At 68.8% G+C, this 16,396-nt stretch carries 13 protein-coding genes; 11 read left to right on the forward strand and 2 right to left on the reverse strand.

Features of this window, described 5'->3' with window-relative positions; genetic code table 11:
• A partial coding sequence (locus tag L0966_RS09625; RefSeq protein ID WP_234051692.1) for a bile acid:sodium symporter occupies positions 1 to 410 on the forward strand: 410 nt, incomplete at its 5' end.
• A gap of 285 nt (positions 411 to 695) precedes the next feature.
• On the opposite strand, the gene L0966_RS09630 is transcribed toward L0966_RS09625, so the two are convergent.
• Together L0966_RS09630 and L0966_RS09635 are read right to left on the reverse strand one after the other, a co-directional pair.
• Positions 696 to 1,943, reverse strand: a complete 1,248-nt coding sequence (locus L0966_RS09630) for an MFS transporter (RefSeq protein WP_234051693.1) — start codon at positions 1,941 to 1,943, stop codon at positions 696 to 698.
• 300 nt (positions 1,944 to 2,243) lie between these two features.
• Positions 2,244 to 2,969 (reverse strand): response regulator, encoded by a 726-nt coding sequence (locus L0966_RS09635; RefSeq protein WP_234051694.1) that lies wholly within the window; start codon positions 2,967 to 2,969, stop codon positions 2,244 to 2,246.
• A gap of 429 nt (positions 2,970 to 3,398) precedes the next feature.
• Here L0966_RS09635 and L0966_RS09640 point away from each other — a divergent pair, with 429 nt between their 5' ends.
• From L0966_RS09640 to alr, 10 genes are all read left to right on the forward strand, one after another.
• The gene (locus L0966_RS09640; RefSeq protein ID WP_234051908.1) at positions 3,399 to 5,030 is read left to right on the forward strand and encodes an amidohydrolase; all 1,632 of its coding nucleotides are present in this window, start codon (positions 3,399 to 3,401) and stop codon (positions 5,028 to 5,030) included.
• Entirely contained in the window at positions 5,027 to 6,043 is a 1,017-nt protein-coding gene (locus tag L0966_RS09645; protein ID WP_234051695.1) for a GTP-binding protein, read from the forward strand. The genes L0966_RS09640 and L0966_RS09645 overlap by 4 nt, the downstream gene beginning before the upstream one ends.
• Positions 6,034 to 7,620 carry an ABC transporter substrate-binding protein gene (locus L0966_RS09650; protein WP_234051696.1) on the forward strand — a complete coding sequence of 529 codons (1,587 nt, stop codon included), beginning with the start codon at positions 6,034 to 6,036 and terminating at the stop codon, positions 7,618 to 7,620. Before L0966_RS09645 ends, L0966_RS09650 begins: the two co-directional genes overlap by 10 nt.
• Positions 7,617 to 8,612: an ABC transporter permease gene (locus L0966_RS09655; protein WP_234051697.1), complete on the forward strand. Its 996-nt coding sequence runs from the start codon at positions 7,617 to 7,619 to the stop codon at positions 8,610 to 8,612. The genes L0966_RS09650 and L0966_RS09655 overlap by 4 nt, the downstream gene beginning before the upstream one ends.
• On the forward strand, positions 8,609 to 9,493 hold the full coding sequence (locus L0966_RS09660; RefSeq protein ID WP_234051698.1) for an ABC transporter permease: 885 nt from the start codon (positions 8,609 to 8,611) through the stop codon (positions 9,491 to 9,493). The genes L0966_RS09655 and L0966_RS09660 overlap by 4 nt, the downstream gene beginning before the upstream one ends.
• Before the next feature lie 2 nt (positions 9,494 to 9,495).
• Positions 9,496 to 10,494: an ABC transporter ATP-binding protein gene (locus L0966_RS09665; protein WP_234051699.1), complete on the forward strand. Its 999-nt coding sequence runs from the start codon at positions 9,496 to 9,498 to the stop codon at positions 10,492 to 10,494.
• Entirely contained in the window at positions 10,491 to 11,516 is a 1,026-nt protein-coding gene (locus L0966_RS09670; RefSeq protein WP_234051700.1) for an ABC transporter ATP-binding protein, read from the forward strand. The genes L0966_RS09665 and L0966_RS09670 overlap by 4 nt, the downstream gene beginning before the upstream one ends.
• Positions 11,517 to 11,713: 197 nt before the next feature.
• Positions 11,714 to 13,222: a PLP-dependent aminotransferase family protein gene (locus L0966_RS09675; protein WP_234051701.1), complete on the forward strand. Its 1,509-nt coding sequence runs from the start codon at positions 11,714 to 11,716 to the stop codon at positions 13,220 to 13,222.
• Positions 13,223 to 13,433: 211 nt separating this feature from the next.
• A complete protein-coding gene (locus L0966_RS09680; RefSeq protein WP_234051702.1) occupies positions 13,434 to 14,969 on the forward strand; it encodes a sigma 54-interacting transcriptional regulator in 1,536 nt (511 codons plus the stop codon).
• A 206-nt stretch (positions 14,970 to 15,175) separates the two neighbouring features.
• Positions 15,176 to 16,360, forward strand: a complete 1,185-nt coding sequence (gene alr / locus L0966_RS09685; protein WP_234051703.1) for an alanine racemase — start codon at positions 15,176 to 15,178, stop codon at positions 16,358 to 16,360.
• The last annotated feature ends 36 nt before the right edge of the window (positions 16,361 to 16,396 follow it).

The raw sequence follows: 16,396 nt of genomic DNA on the forward strand, positions 1-16,396 counted from the left end.
ACAACGCGTTCTGCGACAGTGTCGCGGAAGGGGTGTGGAGCGGGCACAGCGCGCTGCTGCTGATCGGCATGGTGGCGGGTGTGGGGCTGCTGTTCGCGGTGGTGTACTGGCTGCTGGGGCTATTCTGCCGGTTTGCGGGGTTCAACCACGCGGACACGACGGCGGTGCTGTTCTGCGGCTCGAAGAAGTCTTTGGCGACGGGGCTTCCCATTGCCAAGGTGATGTTCGGCACCTCGCCGCAGCTGTCGCTGATCATCACGCCGATCATGATCTACCACTTCCTGCAGCTGGTGGTGATCGGCTTCATCGCCGGCGGCCGCGCGGCCAAGGGCGAGGTGCTGGAAGCCCTGGCTCAGGAAGAAGCCGCCGAACCCTCCCTCATCGCCGACGACCCTCGCGACAAGGCCTGAACAACGGGGCCTGGGAGGCCGCGCGCGAGATTGTCAGCCCCGAGGCGTCGATCCGGGTTTAGATTGAGCGGGGAGGGGAGGGCGAGCCCCAGGCGGAACCCGGCGCCGTGGGCTCATGTCCATGCCGATTTGCTTCGATCGGACGCGGCGGCCGGAGGAGGATCATGCGATGATGTATGGCGACGGCGTTATGGGCTTCGGCATGTGGGGGTTTTGGCTTTTTGGCCTGCTGGTCCTGATGCTGGTGGTGCTGGGCATCGCCGCCCTCATCAAGTATCTCGGCCGCTAGCGCGCTTTCACCCCTTCCTTTCGGCGCACCGTGCCGGGCGCGATGAGGAGCAGGGCGGCGAGCACCGCGAGGAGTGCGCCGCCGATGAATGTCGCCTGGGCGCCCAGGTTTTCCCACAGCAGGCCGGCCGCAAGGCTGGCGAGCAGCGTGGCGCCGCCGGTGGCGAGGTTGAACAGGCCGAAGGCCGAGCCGCGCAGCTCCGCCGGGGCATGCTGAGCCACGAGCTTGGCGAGCAGCCCTTGGGTGAGTGCCATGTGGGCGCCCCATAGCACGATGCCCAGGAATGCCCCCGGCAGGCCCGGCGCGAAGGCCAGAGCCAGATCCGCCGCCACCAGCACGGCAAGGCCGCTGAACAGCAGGCGCTGTGCCGGGGCCTGGTCCGCCCAGGCGCCGGCCGGATAGGCGCCGAGGGAATAGACCACATTCATTGCCACCAGGACGAAGGGCGCGAGCGCCAGCGGCAGCCCCTCGTCATGGGCCTTCAGCACCAGGAAGGCCTCGCTGAAGCGGGCCAGGGTGAACACCACGCCAATGGCCACCACGCTCCAGAACGGCCGGCCGAGGCGTTTGAGATCGGCCATCCTCACCGGAGGCGGGCGGGCGCCGGCCTCGGCCGCCACGGCCCGGTCCTCCACGCCCAGCACCACGCAGAGCACCGCCAGCGCGCCGGGGATGAGGGCGACCCAGAACACCGCGCGCATATCATCCGAGAACAGCGCCATGAGGACGATGGCGAGAAGGGGCCCGGCGAAGGCGCCCACCGTGTCGAGGGCCTGGCGCAGGCCATAGGCGCGACCACGGATTTCGTCGGGCGTGACATCGGCCACCAGGGCGTCTCGCGGTGCGCCCCTCATGCCCTTGCCAACGCGATCGGCGAACCGCGCCGCCAGGACCATGCCCGGCGCGCCGGCCAGGGCGAAGAAGGGCTTGGAGGCCGCGCCGAGCCCGTAACCCAGCAGGATCAATGGTTTGCGCCGCCCGAACCGGTCCGAGAGATAGCCGGAGAACACCTTTGCGATTTGTGCCGTGGATTCCCCGACCCCCTCGATCAGCCCGACCATGGCGATGCTCGCGCCCAGCGTGCCCGTGAGGAACAGGGGCAGCAGCGCGTGGATCATCTCCGAAGAGATATCCATGAACATGCTCACCAGGCCGAGCGCCCATACGGTGCGCGGAATGGCGGGGCGCGCACCCGCGCGCTGCGGGCCGGCCTGCGGCTGTGTCGTCTGTTCGCGCGGCGTCATCTGGCTCTCACCATCGTCATCACCCGGGCGCCATATGATACGGGCTGCGGTTCGCGGGCAACCATTTGACCGGGCGCGCGACGGTTGGCGGCGCGGGCGGCGTATCGCCTCGGCCGATGGCGAAGGGACCTGCGGCGGGGAGTGTTGCCGGCTCTCAAGGACCAGGAGGCGCAACGGCCCGCGCGCCCACTCGTGAGCGGGACGCATGGCCCTAGCCAAAGCCGGGCGGTCGCTGGCGCTTCTCCGCCATGGCGAGCGCGCCGCTCCGGAGCTTCGCCCTCCAGGGCACCACGGCGCGCGTCAGCTGCGCTCGACCTCGGGCACGAACAGGTAGCCGGCGCCGCGCACGGTCTTCACCATTTCCGGGCCGCCATGGACATCGAGCTGGGCCCCGAGCTTCTTGCGCAGCCGGCTCACCTGGATGTCGATGGCCCGGTCGAAGCCCGTGGCGGTACGGTTCTTGGCGGCGTCCATGAGCTGGTCGCGGTTCAGCACCCGCTGGGGGTGTTCCAGGAAGGTGACGAGCAGGTCGTATTCACCGGTGGAAAGGTCCACCACCGCCCCATCCGGATTGGTCAGCTCCCGGCGGCGCGTATCCAGCGTCCAGCCGCGGAAGGTGAGGCGGGCGCCGCCGGATGTCGCCGTTCCGCCCGCCGGCCGCGCCCGCCGCAACACTGCGTGAATGCGGGCGAGCAGCTCCCGGGGGTTGAAGGGTTTCGCCAGATAGTCGTCGGCGCCGAGCTCCAGCCCCACGATGCGGTCCACATCGCCGCCGCGGGCGGTGAGCATGATGATGGGGACCTGCGAGCTGCGCCGGATATCGCGGCACAGGTCCAGACCGCTCACGCCGGGCAGCATCACATCCAGGATGATGAGATCCACCGGGCCCGCCGCCATCACCTCCCGCATCTCGCGGGCGTCCTGGGCGGAGGAGACCTTCAGCCCGTTCTCGCGCAGGAACTTGCCGGCGAGGCGGCGGATCTCCGCATCGTCATCCACGATGAGGATGTGACCTTCGGGCGACACGGGCAGCACACTCCTGAACCGGCTGCGGCACCGCCGGCCGGTGCCGCGCCTTTCTTCTACCCCGCGCCGGTGCGATTGCCGAGAGATGAGCGGCGCGGGGGGCTTCCGGGGCGGGACATTGGACAAGCCGGAAGACCTGATATGATTGCCGGCACGCATGGACGGGCGCGGGGCACATGCCCCTTGCGGGTTCCACGCGCGAGGCCGATCGGTGGAGGGGCGGGGCAATGGCGTCCTGGCTCCGGCGGCGGCCGAAGGCTGCGCGCGGCACCGCGCGGAGCGCCCGACAGCACCCATCATCCTGGACCCATCGACGCGGCTGCGCGGGCGCGGCTCTGGATCCATTGCTCCTGGCTGGCTGGTCCCTGTCGTTTCACGGGCCCGCCCTCATACTCCTTCCAAGAATGAGGGGATCGCAACGTGAGTGAAATGACCGTTTTCGAGGCCCGGCGCGTCATCACCATGGACCCGGACCGTCCGGACGCGACCCATCCGGACGCGACTCATGTGGCGGTGCGCGACGGGCGCATCCTTGCCGTCGGCGCGGCGGAGGATTTCGCGGGCCAGCCGGTGGATCGCCGCTTCGCCGACTGCATGATCCTGCCCGGCTTCGTGGAAGGCCATGCCCATGTGATGGAAGGCACCCTCTGGAAGCACACCTATGTGGGCGCGGGCGATCGCCGCAACCCCGCGGGCGAGCTGGTTCCCGGCCTCTCCTCCATCGACAGCGTGGTGGAGCGCCTCGCGCAAGCGCATGCGGCGTCGCCCACGGACGAGACCCTGGTGGGCTGGGGCTTTGATCCGCTGCACATCAAGGGCGCGCGCCTCACGCGGCGGGACCTCGACAAGGTGTCCGCCGAGCGGCCGATGGTGGTGTTTCATGCCAGCCTGCACATCATCGTGGCCAATAGCCGTGTGCTGGAAATGGCGGGCTTCGATGCCGACACGCCCATCGCCGGTGTGGTGAAGGGCGCCGATGGCCAGCCCTCGGGCGAGCTCCAGGGCATCGCCGCTCGCCTGCGCCTGCTGCGCGCCTTGGGCTGGACCTCCTGGGCGGGCGAGCTGGAGGCAGCGGACGTTGCCCGCTTCGGCGCGGCGGCCCAGGTGCAGGGCATCACCACCATTGCCGACCTGCATAATGACCTGCCCGACAGTACCATTGAGATCTATCGGGCCGCCTGCACGGAGGATCTGCCGGTGCGGATCGTGCCGGCGCTTGCCTCCGCCTCCTGCGCGCCAGAGGACGGGGTGGCGCGCATCGCCGCCTTGCGCGCCCACAATACGGAGCGGCTGCGCTTCGGCCTCGTGAAGATCATCGTGGATGGGTCGATCCAGGGCTTCACCGCCCGCCTCGGCGCTCCCGGCTATCACAATGGCGCGCCCAACGGCATGTGGTATGTGGCGCCCGATGATTTGAAGCGCATCGTCGGCATCTATCACGCGGCAGGTGTGCAGCTTCACATCCACACCAATGGCGATGAGGCGACGGAAGCCGCCCTCGACGCCATCGAGCTGGCTCTGAAGGCCGCGCCGCGCGCGGATCACCGGCACACGCTGCAGCATTGCCAGCTCGCCCGCCCCGCCCAGCTCGAGCGCGCCAAGGCGCTGGGCGTGTGCCTCAACCTGTTCGCCAACCACGTCTATTATTGGGGCGACATTCACCGCGACCTCACCGTGGGACCCGAGCGGGTGGCGCGCATGAATGCGGCCAAGAGCGCGGGGCGGCTGGGCATTCCATTCTCCATCCATTCGGATGCGCCGGTGACGCCCCTTGGTCCCCTGTTCGCGGCCTGGTGCGCGGTCAACCGCATCTCCTCGTCCGGCGCCGTGCTCGGGCCCGATGAGCGGCTGAGCGTCGGCGAGGCGCTGCACGCGATCACCCTCGGGGCCGCCCATACGCTGCATATGGACAGCGAGGTGGGCTCCATCACCCCCGGCAAGCATGCCGATTTCGCGGTGCTGGCGGAGGATCCCTTCGCGGTGGCTCCGGAAAAGCTGCGGGATATTTCCGTTGTCGCCACCGTGGTGGGCGGCAAGGTCTTCCCGGCGGCGCGGCCATGATGCAGGGCGCCACCCGTTTGGGGCGGCCGCGCCAGCCGCTCACCGTCATCGGCGGCTTCCTGGGGGCGGGCAAGACCACGTTGGTCAACCGCCTGCTGGCCGGCGGCGCGGGTCGCTATGCCGTCCTGGTCAACGATTTCGGGGCGGTCAACGTGGACAGCGATTTGATCGCCAGCCACGATGGGGAAACCCTGCGCCTGACCAATGGCTGCATCTGCTGCAGCCTCGGCGACGGCTTCCTGGGCACCCTGGCGCGGGTTCTGGCGGAGCCGGTGCCGTTCGATCACATCATCATCGAGGCGAGCGGCGTCGGCGACCCCGAGGCCATCGCCGAGATCGCCATCATCGAGCCGGACCTGCGCCTGAGTGCCATCGTGGTGGTGGTGGACGCGGAAGCCTTCCCCGCCCAGATCGCGGATACCCGCCTGGGCGATACCTTGGCGCGGCAGGTGCGCGCTGCGGATATCCTGCTTTTGAACAAGTGCGACCTCGCGGGGGATGAAGCCAAGGCGCGTGCGCGCGCGCTCCTCGCGGAGCTGGCGCCGGGGCACCCGGTGGTGGAGACGGTGGGCGGCCGCATGCCGGCGGACATCGTTGCCCCCGGCCTTATCGGCGAAGAGCGCCCGCGCTTTCGCGCCACGTCCGCCGCCGATCACGAGGTGGCATTCGATCGCTTCATCTATCGCCGCCCCGGCGCGTTCGAGGCCGGCGCCCTGCGCGGCGTGCTGGAGCGCGCGCCTTCGTCCGTGCTGCGGCTGAAGGGGTGGGTGCGCCTGGGCGCGACAGCCGAAACCCGCGTGCTCCAGATGGTGGGGCGCCGGTGGACTCTCGCGCCTGCCTCATCCCCTGCGCGGGGGATTGAGCTGGTGGGCATCGCGGCCAGTGACGCCCATGCGGGCGAGGCTTTGGCCGATCTTCTGGACCATGCCCTGGTGCCCGCCGCCGATGGTGGGCCCGACTTTTCTTCTGCCATGTCCCGCAACCCCTACGGAGACGATCCCCGATGCAACTGACCAAACGCGCATTCATCGCCGCGGGCTTTTCGTGCCTGCTCGCGCTCGGGGCGCCCGCCAGGGCCGAGACCATCGCTCCCCTCGTGATCGGCACCACCCAGGTGCCGCGCCACTTCAACGGCGCCGTGCAATCGGGCCTCGCCACCGGCATGGTCTCCACCCAGCTCTTCGCCAGCCCGCTGCGCTTCGACGACAAGTGGACCCCCAAGCCCTATCTGGCTGAAACGTGGGATGTTTCCCCGGACGGGCGCACGGTGACGCTGCACCTGGTGAAGAACGCGGTGTTCCACGACGGCCAGCCGCTGACCTCCGCGGATGTCGCCTTCTCCATCGACATCATCAAGAACAACCACCCGTTCAAGACCATGCTGGCGCCGGTGGAGAGCGTGGACACGCCGGACGCCTATACGGTGGTGATCCACCTGTCGCGGCCGCATCCCGCCTTGCTCCTGGCCATGTCTCCGGCGCTGATGCCGATCCTGCCGAAGCACATCTATGGCGACGGCCAGGACATCCGCACCCATCCGGCCAACCTCGCCGTGGTGGGCTCGGGCCCCTTCAAGCTGGTGTCGTACAAGCAGGGCGAGACCATCGAGCTGGAGCGGTTCGACAAGTTCTTCCTGCCGGGCCGCCCGAAGCTCGACCGCGTCATCTTCCGCATCCTGCCGGACAAGAACAGCCTGGTGATCGCCACGGAGCGGCACGAGGTGAACATGCTGCCGTTCCTGACCGGCGTTCTGGACGTGAAGCGCCTTCAGAAGGCGCCCGGCGTGGAGGTGACCGCCAAGGGTTATGAGGGCATCGGCCCGCTGAACTGGCTGGCCTTCAACACCAAGAAGAAGCCCCTGGACGATGTGCGCGTGCGCAAGGCGCTGGCCTATGCCGTGAACCGCGATTTCATCACCCAGAAGCTGCTGGGCGGCACGGCCAAGCCCTCCACCGGCCCCATCGTGTCCGGCTCCCCGCTGTTCGAGCCCAATGTGGAGCAGTACAAGCTGGACCTGAAGAAGGCCGAGCTGCTGCTGGACGAGGCGGGCCTGAAGAAGGGCGCCGACGGAAGCCGCATAACGCTGACCATCGACTACATTCCCAATCAGAACGAATACCAGCGCAACATCGCCGAATACCTGCGCTCCGCCTTCAAGCGCATCGGCGTGACCCTGGAAGTGCGCGCGGCGCCCGACTTCGCGACCTGGGCGCAGCGTGTGTCGAACTTCGACTTCGACCTGACCATGGACTCCGTATTCAACTGGGGTGACCCGGTGATCGGTGTGGCGCGCACCTATCTCGGCAGCAATATCCGCAAGGGCGTGATCTGGTCCAACACCCAGCAATACAGCAACCCCCGCGTGGACGAACTGCTGGAGGCGGCGGCCATCGAGACCGACCCCGCCAAGCGCAAGGCGCTCTACAGCGAGTTCCAGAAGATCGTGGTGGACGAGGTGCCGATCACCTTCATCAACGTGACCCCCTACGAGACCGCCTACGACACGCGCCTCACCGGCCTGCCGGATTCCATCTGGGGCGTGCTGTCTCCGCTCGACGAGCTCACCTGGTCGTCCGGGGCTGCCAAATGAAGGGAGGCGCCGCCTTGTGGGCGCGGGCCGCCCGGCAAATCGTCAACATCGTCGGTCTGCTGCTGGCGGTCGTCGTCCTCAACTTCCTGCTGATCCAGACGGCGCCGGGTGACCCGGCGCAGGTGATCGGCGGGGAGATGGGCGGCGCCTCGCCGGAAGTTCTGGCCCAGATCCGCGCGCAATACGGCCTTGACCGGAGCCTTCCCGAGCAGCTTTTCACCTATCTCGGGAAGGTGGCCCATGGGGATCTCGGCTATTCCTTCTACTTCAACCAGCCGGTCACCACGCTGATCCTGGACCGCCTGCCGGCGACGATGCTCTTGGTGGTCGCGGCGCTGGTCCTGGCGGTGGTGGTGGGTGGCGGCATGGGGGTGCTGGCGGCGCGCAAGCCGGATGGGGCGCTGAGCCGCTTCGTTTCGGTGGTGTCCACGGCGGCCCACGCCGCGCCGGTGTTCTGGACCGGCCTGATGCTGCTGGTGCTGTTCTCCTCCGTGTGGCCCATCCTGCCGGTGGCCGGCATGGTGGACCCCGCCGCCCAGTATTCCGGCCTTGATCACGCGTTGGACGTGGCCCGCCACATGGTGCTGCCCACGGTGACGCTCGCCATCGTCTATATCGCCCAATACAGCCGGCTGATGCGCGCGAGCATGATCGATGCGCTCCATGCCGACTATGTGCGCACGGCGCGGGCCAAGGGCCTGTCCGAGCGCGTGGTGGTGGGCAAGCATGCGCTGCGCAACGCGCTCATTCCCCTCGTCACCATGGTGGGCATGCAGTTCGGCCAGATGTTCGCGGGCGCGGTGCTGGTGGAGACGGTGTTTTCATGGCCGGGCCTGGGCCGCCTGGTGTTCGATTCCATCCTGCGGCGCGATTATCCGACCCTGCTCGGCATCCTGTTCTTCTCGGCGCTGCTCGTGATCCTTGTGAACCTCGTGACCGACCTGGTCTACCGCCTGATCGATCCCCGCATTCGCACCGGGAGAGCCGCATGAGCGCCTCGCTGCCGACCACACAGACCGGTGCGCCGCAAGGCGTCGCCTCTCCGGCGGGCACGGCGCTGCGCCTGTTCCTGTCCAATCCCATCGGCCTTGGGGGGCTCATCATCCTGGTGGTGCTGGTGTTCGCCGCGTTGGCGGGGCCGCAGCTCTACGGGGTGGATTCCCTCGACATCGTGGGCATGCCGTTCCAGCCGCCCGGCGACGATCCCATTTTGGGCACCGACTATCTCGGGCGCGATATCCTGGCGGGCCTGCTCCAGGGCGGGCGGGCGAGCCTGGCGGTGGGCTTCACATCGGCCCTGATCACGGTGGTGATCGGCGTTGCCTTCGGCTCCCTCGCGGGCTTCTTCGGCGGCGCCGCGGATACGCTGCTCATGAAGATCACCGAATTCTTCCAGACCTTGCCGACATTGCTGTTCGCGATGGTTCTGGTGACGCTCTTCGGCCAGCATCTCGTGGTCACCACCATTGCCATCGGCATCGTCTCCTGGCCGCCCACGGCGCGGCTGGCTCGGGCCGAGTTCCTGCGCCTCAGGGGGCTGGAATTCGTGAAGGCGGCCCGGGCCTCGGGCGCGGCGCCCGCTTATCTCATCTGGCGGGTGATCCTGCCCAATGCGGCGCCGCCCATCGTGGTTTCCGCCACCCTGGCGGTGGGCACCGCGATCCTGTTCGAGGGGGCGCTGAGCTTCCTGGGCCTGGGCGATCCCAATGTCATGAGCTGGGGCCTCATGCTGGGCCAGAACCGGGCCTATGCCCTCGATGCGTGGTGGACGGTGATGTTCCCGGGCGCGGCCATCTTCCTCGCGGTGCTCGGGACCAGCCTGGTGGGTGATGCCTTCAACGACGCCATCAACCCCCGCCTGAGGAAGCGCTGAGCATGATCCCGATTCTGTCCGTTCGCGACCTCACCGTCTCGCTGAAGCGCGCCTCCGGCACGGTGCCCGTGCTCGAACGCCTCTCGTTCGAGCTCGATCGGGGGCGTACCATAGCTCTGGTGGGGGAATCCGGCTGCGGCAAGAGCATGACGGCGCTGGCCATCATGGGCCTGCTGCCCGATGGCTTCGCCCTGGAGAAAGGCTCCATCCTCCTGGATGGGGAGGACGTCACAAAGGTTCCTCCCGCCCGCCTCCGGGCGCTGCGGGGCAATGCCATGTCCATGATCTTCCAGGAGCCCATGACGGCGCTCAATCCGGTGTTCACGGTGGGTGACCAGATCTGCGAGGCGCTGCGGCTGCACCAGGGGCTCGGCCGGCAGGCCGCCATGGAGCGGGCTTTGGCCATGCTGAAGGCGGTGCAGATCCCCGCCGCCGAGCAGCGCCTGCATGCCTATCCCCACGCTCTGTCCGGTGGCATGCGCCAGCGGGTGATGATCGCCATGGCGCTAGCGTGCCGGCCCAAGCTGCTGATCGCCGACGAGCCCACCACCGCCCTCGACGTGACCGTCCAGGCCCAGGTGTTCGATCTCCTGAAGGAGTTGCAGGAGGAGATGGGCACGGCCATCGTCCTCATCACCCACGACCTCGGGGCGGTGGCGGACATCACCGATACGGTGGCGGTGCTTTATGCGGGGCGCTGCGTGGAACATGGCCCGACCCTGGAGGTGATGGAGGCACCGCGCCATCCCTATACGCGCGGCCTGATGGCCTGCTCGCCCCACCTGCGGCTGGGCGCGGCGGCGGCCGGCGTGCCCGAGCCGCTGCAGGAAATCCCCGGGCTGGTGCCGCCTCTGGGCCAGCGGCCCCCCTCCTGCGCCTTCGCGCCCCGCTGCGCGCGGGCCACCGACAAATGCTCGGCGCAGGACCAGCCGCCTTTGGCGGCGATCTCGCCCGACCATGAGGTCTCCTGCTGGCATCCGGAAGAAAGGGCCGTGGCATGACGGCGGTTGAGAACGCGCGCCCGCGCCCCATTCTCCAGGTCAATGACCTGACGGTGCATTTCCCCGCTGCGGGCGGCAAGGTGGTCCACGCCGTGGATGGCGTGAGCTTCGTGGTGCATGAGGGGCGCAGCCTTGGCATCGTGGGGGAGTCCGGCTCGGGCAAGTCCACCACGGCGCAGGGGGTGATGCGGCTGGTGCCGGCCACCTCCGGGCAGGTGGTGCTGCGGGACGAGGATTTCCTCGCCATGCGCGGCGGCCGCCTGCGGGAGGCCCGTCGGCGCATCCAGATGGTGTTCCAGGATCCGTTCGCCTCGCTGGACCCGCGCCGTCAGGCCGGGGAACTGGTGGCCGAGCCGCTGCGCCTGCTGGAAGGCCTGTCGCGCCGCGCGGCGGCCGATCGGGTGGCCGAGCTGCTGCCCACCGTGGGCCTGCCGCCGGAAGCGGCCTTCCTCTATCCGCACCAGTTCTCGGGCGGCCAGCGCCAGCGGCTGTGCATCGCACGCGCGCTCGCCACGGCGCCCGAGCTGATCGTGTGTGACGAGGCGGTGTCGGCCCTCGACGTGGCCATCCAGGCGCAGATCCTCAATCTGCTGCGGCGGCTGCAGCAGGAGCGGGGCATTGCCTATATCTTCATCTCCCACGATCTGGGCGTAGTGCAGCACCTGTGCGACGAGATCGCGGTGATGTATCTCGGGCAGATCATCGAGCAGGGCCCCACCGCCAGCTTCTTTTCGGCGCCCCGACATCCCTATAGCTGGTCCCTCATCTCCGCCGCGGTGCCGGCCGGGCCCCTGCGCGAGCGCTTGAAGGCCCGGTATCTGGTGAAGGGCGAGCCGCCGAGCCCCATCGATCCGCCCGCCGGCTGCCGCTTCGCCGGCCGCTGCGCCTTCGCGGTGGACCGCTGCCGGACCGAAACGCCGCTGCCGCGCCCCGTGGCGCCCCGCCATTTCGTCGCCTGCCACCGTGCCGGGGAGATCGAGGCCCCGGATTTCTCCAGCGGGGAAATGGCCCGGTCGGCATGAACGACCCTTCGCCTGTCGCGGGGCACGGCTCCAGCGATCTGCACAATAGGCAGGCAATGCCGGATTTCGGGTCGGCCTTGCTCGCCCCCTGTGCAGCGGCCCGCTCCCCTGGAATACCACGCGAAGGTATTAAGGTGGCTCGTGGCATCGAACTTGCTTTTCAAGATGGTCAACGTCTTGGAAGAGCAGGGGTCGACGTGGAAGACGAACTCCGCTGGAAGCGCATTTTTGGAGAGCCGGACCGCAGCGGCGTGCCTTTGCATGTGCAGCTTCGGCGCTCCATCGTGCACGCGGTGGAGACCAACACTCTGGGCGCTGATGTGCGCCTGCCGTCCTCGCGCCAGCTCGCGAGCCTGCTGGGTATCGCGCGCAACACGGTGAACGCCGCCTATCAGCAGCTGGTGGACGAAGGCGTGCTGGTGGCGCGCGAGCGCTGCGGCATTTTCGTGGCCTTGTCGGCGCCGAGCCGGACGCCCCGTCTGGTGCCGAAGGCCGACGGCGATGACTGGTCGGCGCGCTTCGCGGTGCGCCCCTCGGCTCAGCCCCAGATCGCCAAGCCGCGGGACTGGCTCTCCTATCCCTATCCCTTCCTGTTCGGCCAGTTCGACCCGGCCCTGTTTCCCAGCAATAACTGGCGCGAGAGCGTGCGGGCCGCCTCCCATGTGCGGCAGATCAACGGCTGGGCCGGCGACCTCATCGACGAGGACGACGCTGATCTCGTCGAGCAATTGCGGCTGCAGATCCTTTCCCGGCGGGGTATCATCGCCAGTCCCGACGAAATCATCGTCACCATCGGCTCGCAGCAGGCCCTGTCCATGCTGGTGCAGCTTCTGGTGGGCCGCGACACCCCGGTGGGGGTGGAAAATCCCGGCTATACGGACATCCGCAACATGGCCCGGCTCGCCACCGACGATGTGGTGAACCTGGACGTGGACATGCACGGCGTGGTGCCGGATGCGCGGCTGGCGAGCCGCAAGGTGGCCTTCGTCACCGTGGGCCATCAATGCCCCACCACGGCGGTGATGCCGCTTTCCCGGCGGCGGGAGCTGCTGGCCATGGCCGAGCGCCACGATGTCGTCCTGGTGGAGGACGATTACGAGGCCGATGTGGCCTTCGACGGCGGGCCGGCGATCCCTTGCCTGAAGAGCCTCGATACGGCCGGGCGGGTCATCTATGTGGGCAGCTTCTCGAAGGTGCTCGCGCCGGGGCTGCGGGTCGGCTACATCGTCGCGGCGGCGCCGGTGGTGGCGGAATTGCGGGTGCTACGGCGCCTGATGCTGCGCCATCCGCCCTCCAACAATCAGCGCAGCCTCGCCATGTTCATCGCCCTTGGGCACTACCGCCACCATCTGCGGCGGAGCGGGGAGGTGCTGAAGGAGCGGGCGGACCTCATCAGCTCGCTTTTGCCGGAGCTGTTTCCCCAGTGCCGATGGCGCCGCGACGCCAGCGCCACCAGTTTCTGGATCGAGGCGCCGCAGGGCACCGACATGAGGGCCCTGGCCGAGACCGCGCGCGAGGCCCATGGGGTGCTCATCGAGCCCGGCGACATTTTCTTCGACCGCCCGGAGGAGGCGCGGCGCTTCTTCCGGCTGGGCTTCACCTCCATCGCCACGAATCGGATCGAGCCGGGGCTCCGGCGCCTCGCCGCCATCATGCCCGCCCATGCGCCCCATGCGCCCCTGGCGCGGCTGCGCCAGAAGGGCTGACGGAGGCTCGGCTCCCGGGGCGGTTCGCGGCATGTGCCGCAGACGTATGCGGTGCTCCGGCGGCGCGGCGTCTCCGGCCAGCGCGGTGGGCCTTTGGTGGCCGTACCGCCCCGGCTTGCCGCGCGCTCTGGGGACGGCTAACCCTGTGGGATCGGCGCCCCCGGCCGGCCGCACCACTCGCCGTCAAATTCTCGGCCGAACTCGGATTGTCATGCGCATTGACGTGGCCTTTTGCGATCGGGTCGGCATCGCACACGAAATCCTCGCGGCGCTCGCCACCCGCCGCCTCAATGTGACGGCGGTGGAGGTGGCCCCGCCCCACGTCTTCATTGATGCGCCGGATCTCTCGGAAGCGGCCTGGGTCGATCTGTGCGACGCCCTGCTGTGTGTGGATGGGGTGACCGCCGCGCGGCGGGTGGACATCCTGCCCGTCACGCGGGATCGGCTGCATCTGGAAGCGCTGCTGGCCGGCATGCCGGATCCGGTGCTGCTGGTGGATGCGCAGGGCACGGTGCTCATCGCCAACGCGGCCACGGCTGCGGTTTCGCGCCGACGGGTGGAGGAGATCTGCGGGCAGGGCCTGGGGGATCTCCTGGCTGATGGCGGGTTGCTCGCGGATCTGGTGCGCTCGGGCTTTCGCTCCGCCCCTCGGGAGGTGTCGTTCGGCGGGGTGCCGTTTCAGCTCGACGTGGTGCCGGTCTTCGATGGGGGGCTTTTGGCGGGTGGCGTGGTGACCCTGCTTTCGCCCCACCGGCTGGGGGCCCGCATGCGCGGGCTCCAGACCCAGCCGGAGCGGGGCTTCGACGCCATCTTGGGCAGCTCATCCGCCATCCAGTCGCTGAGGAAGCGGGCGGCGCGTGTGGCGGAGGTGGATGCCCCCATCCTCATTCTTGGCGAGACGGGCACCGGCAAGGAGCTGGTGGCCCAGGCCTGCCACCAGGCCAGCCGCCGGCGCGAGGCGCCCTTCCTGGCGCTCAACTGCGCGGCGGTGCCGGAAAATCTCGCCGAAAGCGAGCTGTTCGGCTACGCCTCCGGCGCCTTTTCCGGTGCCGAGAGGGGCGGCAAGCCGGGGCTCATGGAGCTCGCGGACGCGGGAACGGTGTTTCTGGACGAGGTGGGGGAAATGTCCCCCTATCTGCAATCCAAGCTGCTGCGTTTTCTCAATGACGGCTCGTTCCGGCGGGTGGGGGCGGAACGCGAGAGCCGGGTGGATGTGCGCATCATCTCTGCCACCCACCGCGACCTGGCCGCCATGGTCGCGGCCGGCACCTTCCGCGAGGATCTCTATTACCGGCTGAACGTGCTCACGCTTGATGTCCCGCCTTTGCGGGAGCGGGGCGAGGACGTGGTCCGCCTTGCCCGCCATTTCGTGGCCCGCGCCGCAGTGCAGTCGCGCCGGGCGGCACCGCAGCTCTCGCCCGAGGCGGAAGCGGCACTGCAGCGCCAGCCCTGGCCGGGCAATGTCCGCCAGCTGGAGAACGTGATCTTCCGGGCGGTCACCATGTCTGATCAGCCGGTGCTGGAGCCCGCCGACCTGATCCTCGCCGACCGCGACGCAGCCACGGCGCGGGTCCTGGCGGAAGAGGAAATCATGAGCTGGGACAGTGCCATAGAGCGCTTTGAGAAGGCCCTGCTGGCGCGCCTTTATCCGCAATTCCCATCCAGCCGCAAACTGGCGGCGCGCCTCGCCACCTCGCACACCACCATCGCCGATCGTCTGCGGCGCTATGGGCTGACGCGATCGTAAGGAAATCCGTACGTCGGACGGGTTTCCGGACAGTTGCGGCAGGCCATTGAGGAATAAGCGGAAACTCTCCACCCTTGAGCGTGGGTGTACGGATTTCCGGACGTGCAGGGCTGTGGTCCTGGTATCAATGCCTTGATTTTGCAGGAAAAGCGTCTTGGCACGGATGATGCGGAGGAAGGGGAAGCCCGTCCAGCAGGTGCCCCGCAATGTCCAGGCCGCTTCCGAAAACCTCTGCCGAACCCGCTCCCCGTCTCGTCGCAGGCGGGGATGAAAGCCTTGCCGCGCCGACGCGAGCCGGCGCCGTGGTCCATGTGGATCTCGATGCCATCGTCGGCAACTGGCGGCACCTCATGGCGGTGGCCGCAGGCGTGCCCGCCGCCGCTGTGGTGAAGGCGGATGCCTATGGGCTCGGCTCTGGTCCTGTCGCATCGGCCCTGGCGCGGGCCGGCTGCCGGACCTTCTTCGTCGCCCACCCGGAAGAGGGGATCGCTTTGCGCGCGGCGGTCCCGGCGGCCGATATCCTCGTGCTGCACGGTCTGGTGCTGGGCATGGAGGCGGACATGCGCGCCCATGGGCTCACGCCGGTCCTGTCCACCCTGGGCCAGATCGCGGCTTGGTCGGCGGAGGCCCGCGCCTGCGGCCGGGCCCTGCCGGCGGCGCTGCATGTGGATACGGGAATGGCCCGGCTCGGCCTGTCGGAAGCGGAGGTGGAGCGCATTGCCGCCGAGCCCGAGCGGCTGAAGGGGCTGGATCTGCGGCTGGTCATCAGCCATCTGGCCTCGGCGGAAGAGCCTGACAATCCGTCCAACGAGCGCCAGCGCCTCGCCTTCGAGCGGCTGCGGGCCCGTCTGCCGGCGGCGAAGGCTTCGTTCGCGAACTCTTCCGGCGTGTTCCTGGGCGCGCCCTATCATTTCGACCTGCTGCGACCCGGCGCGGCCCTCTACGGCATCGCGCCGCGCACCGGCGCGCCCAATCCCATGGCACCCGTGGTGCGCGTTTCCGGCCGGGTCCTGCGCGTGGCCGAGCTGCCGGAGGGCACGGCGGTGGGCTATGGCGGGCGCTATGTGACGCCCGTGCCCCGGCGCGTCGCCACCGTCTCGGTCGGCTATGCGGACGGCTTCTTCCGGGCGCTCGCCGGCAAGGCCCATGCGGGGTTCTCGGGTGTGAAGCTGCCCATGGTCGGGGCCGTCTCCATGGACATGATCACCGTGGACGTGAGCGCCCTGCCGCCCGATGCCCTGCGCGAGGGCGCCTTTATCGATGTGATCGGCGGCGATGCGGATGGCGTGGACACCCTGGCCGCGGCCGCCGGAACGATCGGTTACGAGCTGCTCACCTCGCTGGGCGCCCGCTATGAGCGCCGCTGGCATGGCGCCGGGCACACCCTCTGATTTTGCTGATTTTGGATTCCGGAACCGGGAAGCACG

It is taken from the genome of Xanthobacter sp. NM-59 (assembly GCF_021401125.1).
In the GTDB taxonomy this organism is placed as follows: Bacteria; Pseudomonadota; Alphaproteobacteria; order Rhizobiales; family Xanthobacteraceae; genus Xanthobacter.